Below are 6,876 nucleotides of genomic sequence, written 5' to 3'. Positions count from 1 at the left end.
AAGATGTTAGATAAATTCCGCTATCTTCAAGCTTGTATGTGTCAACAAATCAGTTATGTTCATTGGATGGAAGATATTATGAAATGTTGACATTTTTACCCTTGATAATACTACTATACTTAAATATGTAAAGTTTTGTAACGACATTCAACATTTCTGATATTTATCATGTAACTTTTTGTGGACTTTATTCTGCACTAATTTATTTAATTGTTGATAAATTTTCTGGAATACTTTTTGACTTCGATGAGTGTTGGCTTTGGAAAATGTGGAAATATCTACATCAAAACCTGTATTATTTAATCGTTTAAATAAATCTCGCATACTCCTTAAGCTATTATCCAGAGCATAAGCCAACCAACACTCAACAAAAAGACGGCTGTTTAAAACAGGATAATCATTTTTGGGTAGTCCTTCCAGGATATTTTTGACAATCTTGGGAAATGAGTTTATGATCATGGTTAATCAAAATATTTTAATCCTTCGCCCAAAATTTAACATATTTTTGGCTATTTTTATCAGGCTTTTCTTAACATTCAACACTTCTGAGTTTAGGGGTAACTTATTTGCATTTATTAACAGGAATGAGTCCGTTTGATTTATATAGTCCAATGGAAGGGGAATGGGTATGGAGAGATTATTTAAATGGGAATCTGGTAAGTGATGAATTAGGGAAAATTCTGGAAAAATTAGCAAATCCTATTGCTAAACATCGTTATCAATCTGTGAAACAAGTGGTTATATTGAAAAATAAAAATACAGCAGTTCCCGATATTATGAAGTACAGATATTAATAATAAAACTCTTGTGGTGCGGGCCTCTTGCCCGCACAAGGTGTACTTCACTCAAAGTCCAGGATTTAAGGATGTACAGGATGTTACTGTTAACCTATTCAAAAATAACAGAAATTTCTCTCTGTGTCCTCTGTGCCTGGAGTGGTTCGTTATTTTCTCATTTCCATTTAATAAAAATCAGGTGGGCAAAAAGCCCACCCAAAAAACTACACCAAAGCGTTGAGGTTTTTCGCTGTTTCAAAGAAGAAAGCGACGTTTTCCTCTGGAGTTTCTGGTAATACACCATGACCGAGATTGAGGATGTGTCCCCAGTTACCAGCTTTGCGAACAGTATCTAAAACGCGATCGCGGATAAATTGCTTAGAACCAAATAACACACCAGGATCAAGATTACCCTGTACTTTCACGTGCTTACCTAATCTAGCTCGTGCATCTGCCATATCTACTGTCCAATCTACAGTAATAATATCAGCACCAGAGGTAGCCATTCTTTCTAAAAGTCCCGCACTACCTGTCACTAACAAAATTAATGGTGTATCAGGATGAGTTGCTTTGACTTTCTCGAATACCATTTTTTGATAAGGTAAAGCAAAGGTATCATAATCTTGAGGGCTTAATTGTCCCGCCCAAGAATCGAACATTTGCACCACTTGAGCGCCACAATCAATTTGATAGCGGACATAATCAGCAATAGATTCAGCTAATTTAGTTAATAGCTGATGTAGAACAGTTGGATCTGAGAAGGCCATGTTTTTGATAATGGAATAGGTTTTAGAACCCTTACCTTCCACTGCATAAGCCGCTAAAGTCCAAGGTGCACCTACAAAGCCTAACACCGTTGATTGATTGCCCACTTCCTGCCGTAATGCTTGCAAAATCGTTTTAATGAACGGAAGTGCTGCTTCTGGATCTAAAGGACGCAGTTGTTCAATTTGTTTTTGAGTGCGTATGGGCGAATAAATAATCGGTCCCTTCCCTTCCGCAATATCCATGTCAATTCCCATTCCTGGTAGGGGAGTGACAATATCGGAAAATAAAATGACTCCGTCGGGTTGGAAAGCTCTCCAGGGTTGGAGGGAAACTTCGATCGCTACTTCGGGAATTTCCGAGCGATCGCGGAATGAAGGATATTTTTCCCGCAAATCCCGATAAGCTTGCATATAGCGTCCCGCTTGTCGCATCATCCATACAGGGGGACGATCTACCTGTTCACCACGAGCAGCCCGAAGGAGGAGAGGAGCCGTTGAGGAAACACCCATTTAACACTTCATCCTAAGTCACTTTTATATTTCACCATCTAGTTTACCATCCTCAGTTTACCCTTGACGAGCCTATCTATTCAGGTCTTAAGGTTGCTTGACTTAACTTAATAAAACGTTATGGTTTTATTTTCCCATGGGGGAATCTGAAGTTACAAATTTTATGATTAGGAGTATTGACATTTTCAAGTTCAGTGGTGTATTCTACGTATAGGCCGAATGAAGTTTAAGGACTAATCCATTTACTTTAGGAGTCTGGAAATGCAACATTTATCTCACAAAAACTTGAGTCCCAGCTTTGGTTTTGTCGCATTAGTATTTATTAATTACATTTTAAGTATTATACTGTTTTTCTTCATACCAGATATTGATTATGCAAATATTATTGGTGTTTTGTCTTTAATATGTTATGCACTGACTATTATTCCTACTACAATGAAAGCACTTTTTCCAAATTTTTATAAGCAACAATATATTTGGAAAAGCTTGTTAAAAAACCGACGTTATATGGGTGTTGCTGCTTTTTGTTTTGCTTGGACTCACACTGCATTATTGATTCGGTCAAGATCTTTAAATTTCTTAGATTTCAATACTTGCATCCAATACTTTACAGGGTTATTATCAACTATCATTTTCACTATTTTAACCATAACTTCTAATAAAGAAAGTATTAGAAAACTTAAAAAAAATTGGAAAAAAATACACAGTTTAACCTATCTATGTTTGCTTCTACTTCCTTGGCATATTTTAGATAAAATGTATGGACACTGGAGTTATATTACTCCCTTTGCGGTTTTTTTATCTATTACTTTGTCTTTGCTTTTTGTGAGTAGAAAAATAATTGAAGTCAAAAGTAACTAGTTGCCTCCCTTTTCTGATAACCTTGTTCTTAAAAATAGCCAGAAAGATGTAGCTGTAGCTCAGTTAGGAGACAAAACTCAACCTCAAGCTACTGTCATTAATTCTCAAATTAGTTACAATGCACAAACTACTCATATTCAATAACGAAAAACTGCTCCGTCAAGCGCTGACCCACCGTTCTTATGTCAACGAAAATCCCAGAGAAGGAGAACATAACGAGCGCTTAGAATTTCTTGGTGATGCTATTCTTAACTTCATAAGTGGACAATATCTTTATAGTCGTCACCCCCAAAAAGGAGAAGATGAATTAACTCGTCTGCGTTCTGGATTGGTAGAAGAAAAACAACTAGCAAAATTTGCTCTTGAAGTAGGTTTAGACTTCAGAATGAGATTAGGAAAAGGGACAATTAGAGATGGAGGTTTTCAAAATCCTAACTTACTAAGTAGCACCTTTGAAGCAGTAATTGGTGCTTATTATTTAGATAATAATTGTAACGTTGAACCCCTTCGTGTTATTGTTGAACCATTATTTAATTCTGTATCAGGAGACATTGTAGAAACTCGTTCAAATGTAGATTCAAAAAACCGCTTTCAGGAATGGGTACAAAGGAGCGGTAACATAAATCCTCCCAAATATAACACAAAACAAATAGGTGGACAGTCTCATACACCAGTGTTTAAGTCTGATGTATTTGAAGTAGTGAACGGGACAGAAATATTACGGGGAACAGGTCAAGGACGTAATAAAAAAGATGCAGAAAAAGCTGCTGCTGAAGATGCCTTAGCTAAATTGAAAAATTGGGATTTATAGGGGTTTATTAGCTTCTTTTTGATAAATCTGACCAGATACTAAATAAAGCTAAGAAATGTTAAGAAAAATTTGCCAAGCATCTATTTAACTCATTTTTAAGCGATAATAGAAACATAGGAAAATGGAGTAAGAAAAAAGACTCCCACTGTTAAATAACTAGTTAATTGCTAGTAAGTAGAGGTGGAATATGACAACCCAAGATTTTCTTATCCCTCATGCTTATACGTATCTAATCGTTAAAATCAGTGTTTTGGTATTAGCTTTATTGCTGTGGTTTATACTTACAGCCGCTCCTGTTATTTAATCTTATTCACCAAATAGAGATGTTTAATCAAACGTCTCTATTTTATGGTTAGATAGCTGTAACCCTTAGAAAAACCTAAATTTTGCCATTAGCACACCCTTGTTAAAGGTAAAGTCACAAGTTCAATGCTCGTGACGGACTTTTCTTCAAAAAAGCATAATAAGTAAAAGACCCCATTCCTGGAGTCGTGGCTTATGATTTTAGTAACTAATTTCTACCTAGCCATTTTTGACCATTCAAACGATAGACCAACCGAGATACTAACAAATCTAGGGTAATTTTCCGCTCGTCAATCAAAAAAGATTCCAAGGTACTGGTTTTTTTACCTTCATTACAGGAAAAACCCTTTTTCCCTTGAATATTTTCTTCCGGGAAATATACATTAAACTGGCGTTGTCCCCCTTGCCAAGAACCGATAACTTGCCAACATTCTTCCGCCGAAGTAAAACCAATGATAGAATACTTCTGTTTGGCAAAAGTCAGCTTGATATCTGGTACACCTTCCTTATTAATTGCTGCTTCCAACGCTGGGAGATAATGCTGCTGCATAAACTCTTCAAAAGGCTTATCCTCCAAAGCTGGGGTTTTTTCCTTTTTGGCAGCTTTAGCGGCGGTTTTTTCGCTTTCTACTGGAGTTTGTGTGGTTTCTTCTGCCATTGCTAATTTTCAGGTAGTCAGTTATTTTTATTTTGACATACCATAGCCATGAATTTTGCAATTTTATTGATTTACTTTTGAGAAAGCGCTTCTGGACTCCATTCCCAGTCGAATACTGGGAACGAGATAACAGGATATGGATAAGCCTTTGTATATACTTCAGCCACCTGCAACAGCGGGAACAATACTCACCTCATCACCATCCTTAAGCGGTGTTTTTGTATGTTCTAAAAAGCGAATATCTTCGCTGTTAACATAGAAATTCAAGAACCGTAAAGGTTCTCCTTCTGGTTTCCGCAAGCGCCCCTTAATATTAGGATAGCTTACTTCCAAGTAATCAAACAATTCAGAAATATTACTACCACTACATTCCAAAACAGCTTGGTCGTTTGTAAATTTTTGGAGAACGGTGGGGACTAGAACTTTTACGGACATTGTTTAAACGTTAATAGTGAGTGTGTGACCTGCTTGCTAGGGGTTTAGCACTGCCAAACCCTGATAATCTGGGAAAATGATTAAACTAGAACTTGTTGCCATTCTAAGCGATCAAGCGTACGGGATCTCTCTAAAGCCCGCTCAAAACTGTCTAACTTGGCATCAATTGTTAGAGGTTCGCCAATATAACCTTGAATTGCTTCCTGGGTTTTCAAACCATTACCAGTAATATAAACTACTGTAGTTTCATCTGGATCAATTTTGCCAGCTTCGACTAGTTTTTTCAGAACAGCAACGGTTGTACCCCCTGCGGTTTCCGTAAAAATGCCCTCGGTTTCTGCTAAAAGTTTGATACCTTCGATAATTTCCGCATCATTAACTGATTCAATATTACCATTGGTTTTTTGGGCTATTTCTACAGCATATACCCCATCTGCCGGGTTGCCAATAGCAATTGATTTAGCAATTGTATTTGGTTTAACTGGTTGAATGAAGTCTCTACCTTCCTTAAATGCAGTCGCAATAGGAGAACAACCTTCCGCTTGAGCGCCACTGAACCGGACATCTTTATCTTCCACTAAACCAACTTCTACAAATTCTCGGAACCCTTTATAAATTTTAGTGAATAGAGAACCAGAAGCCAAGGGTGCAACTATATGATCTGGTAATTCCCAACCTAATTGTTCTGCAACTTCAAAACCTAAAGTTTTAGAACCTTCGGAATAATAAGGACGCAAGTTAATATTCACAAAACCCCAACCATGGGTATTGGCCACTTCTGAACAAAGACGATTAACTTGATCATAGTTGCCTTTGACTGCCATGAGCGTAGGACTATAAATCAAACTACCAATGACCTTACCAGCTTCTAAATCCGAAGGAATAAATACACAACAATCTAAACCAGCATGGGCCGCAATTGCTGCAGTAGAATTGGCTAAGTTACCTGTACTAGCACAGGAAACAGTCGTAAAACCTAATTCCCTGGCTCTACTGAGGGCAACTGATACCACTCGATCCTTAAAGCTCAAAGTGGGCATATTGACGGCATCATTTTTAATATAAAGTTTATTTAGACCCAGACGACGGGCTAGACGGTGGGAACGTACCAAAGGAGTCATTCCTGTGCCTACATCTATAAAGTTATCAGTAGCAACCGGCAAAAAGTGACGGTAGCGCCAAATAGAATTAGGACCAGCTTCAATAGTTTCTCGGCTGACCAAGCTCTTAATAAGATGATAATCATATTTGACTTCTAACGGTCCAAAACACAATTCACATACATGAGTCGCTTTTAGTTCGTATTCTGCTCCACATTCTTTACACTTCAAAGCCTTGAGAATAGAAACATTCGCTTGGTTGAGGTTTGTAATCGCCTGAGTCATAATTTTCGTTCCCCTGGATATCCGTCAACTTTGGAATGATACTAACACAAAGTAAAATTCTCGTCAAACATACCCGACTATTTTTATCGGGTTTAATTCATTAATTTTTTAAATGCCTAAACTTTCTCTATTATTTCCCCACTCATAAAAACGATTTTTGTCCCTTTTAAGTGATTTTTAGACTGTTTTCCTACTTTATTATAGATATTACTGTCACCTATTACCATGGTCATGACATACAAAGTTTTTTATTTTTCATAAGCAGGGAACAGAGAATTAATTTTGGGTGTACTTTATGAGACTGAAAAGCCATATACTGAAGCTATATATTTGCTAAGATACAGCTACATCTTTATGAAATATAAATATT

The 6,876-nt window shown here is 37.0% G+C and carries 7 protein-coding genes and 1 pseudogene; 3 read left to right on the top strand and 5 right to left on the bottom strand.

Annotated features, from left to right (window positions below):
- Window positions 1-150: 150 nt before the first annotated feature.
- Window positions 151-459: pseudogene (locus tag H6G44_RS17925) on the bottom strand (IS4 family transposase); the annotation flags it as partial.
- Window positions 460-584: 125 nt separating this feature from the next.
- On the opposite strand from H6G44_RS17925, the gene H6G44_RS17920 reads away from it, so the two are divergent.
- Entirely contained in the window at window positions 585-794 is a 210-nt protein-coding gene (locus H6G44_RS17920; RefSeq protein WP_242031787.1) for a hypothetical protein, read from the top strand.
- Between the two features lie 206 nt (window positions 795-1,000).
- Here H6G44_RS17920 and hemE read toward each other — a convergent pair whose 3' ends face one another.
- Window positions 1,001-2,053, bottom strand: coding sequence for a uroporphyrinogen decarboxylase (hemE, locus tag H6G44_RS17915; protein WP_190387881.1), 1,053 nt, complete (start codon window positions 2,051-2,053; stop codon window positions 1,001-1,003).
- A 261-nt stretch (window positions 2,054-2,314) separates the two neighbouring features.
- On the opposite strand from hemE, the gene H6G44_RS17910 reads away from it, so the two are divergent.
- Window positions 2,315-2,914 carry a ferric reductase-like transmembrane domain-containing protein gene (locus H6G44_RS17910; protein ID WP_190387880.1) on the top strand — a complete coding sequence of 200 codons (600 nt, stop codon included), beginning with the start codon at window positions 2,315-2,317 and terminating at the stop codon, window positions 2,912-2,914.
- 118 nt (window positions 2,915-3,032) lie between these two features.
- On the top strand, window positions 3,033-3,725 hold the full coding sequence (rnc, locus tag H6G44_RS17900) for a ribonuclease III (protein WP_190387879.1): 693 nt from the start codon (window positions 3,033-3,035) through the stop codon (window positions 3,723-3,725).
- Between the two features lie 511 nt (window positions 3,726-4,236).
- Here the strand turns inward: rnc and H6G44_RS17895 are convergent.
- The 3 genes from H6G44_RS17895 to thrC all read right to left on the bottom strand — a co-directional run bounded on the left by H6G44_RS17895 (window position 4,237) and on the right by thrC (window position 6,506).
- Entirely contained in the window at window positions 4,237-4,686 is a 450-nt protein-coding gene (locus H6G44_RS17895) for a DUF2996 domain-containing protein (protein WP_190387878.1), read from the bottom strand.
- 159 nt (window positions 4,687-4,845) lie between these two features.
- Entirely contained in the window at window positions 4,846-5,121 is a 276-nt protein-coding gene (locus H6G44_RS17890; RefSeq protein WP_190387877.1) for a MoaD/ThiS family protein, read from the bottom strand.
- Window positions 5,122-5,201: 80 nt separating this feature from the next.
- Entirely contained in the window at window positions 5,202-6,506 is a 1,305-nt protein-coding gene (thrC, locus tag H6G44_RS17885) for a threonine synthase (RefSeq protein WP_190387876.1), read from the bottom strand.
- Between the last annotated feature and the right edge of the window lie 370 nt (window positions 6,507-6,876).

The organism is Aphanizomenon flos-aquae FACHB-1287 (assembly GCF_014698755.1).
Taxonomy (GTDB): Bacteria; Cyanobacteriota; Cyanobacteriia; order Cyanobacteriales; family Nostocaceae; genus Dolichospermum; species Dolichospermum flosaquae.
Note: the sequence above shows the minus strand (reverse complement) of the source record. Positions and strands in the feature narration are given on the sequence as shown.